Raw genomic sequence first — 321 nt, forward strand, 5'->3', positions numbered from 1 at the left:
GCCCGCGCATGTCAGTGAGGCCTGTGCGCGCACGCGTCAAATACCCCATCGACGCCATCTTCGAAAGGTCGCGGCCGAACTGCGGACACTTATTGGCACCGTACGGCATAATATCCATGGCCGCACCAGTCTTTTCCGCGTACTCATCAACGGCCCAGCGGTCCAGTACGTCGGCCTGATCATAATTCCTAGACATCAGGTCTAGGATCACGTCATACCTGTCAACGGGCTTCACAGGTGTTGCCGGGCCATACGGCGCACCGCCTCTCGGATGCTGTTCTCGATCAGGGCAGCGCTGATGGTGTCTTCGAATTCAGCATG

Annotated in this window: 1 protein-coding gene; it reads right to left on the reverse strand. The window is 58.3% G+C overall.

Annotated elements, in window-relative coordinates; translation table 11 throughout:
- Positions 1-235, reverse strand: a 235-nt coding sequence (locus tag AC1RPW_RS08290; protein WP_481769488.1) for a hypothetical protein, incomplete at its 3' end; no start/stop codon positions are given.
- Positions 236-321: the final 86 nt, after the last annotated feature.

Source organism: Dellaglioa sp. CoH-55-MRSF-8 (assembly GCF_056782195.1).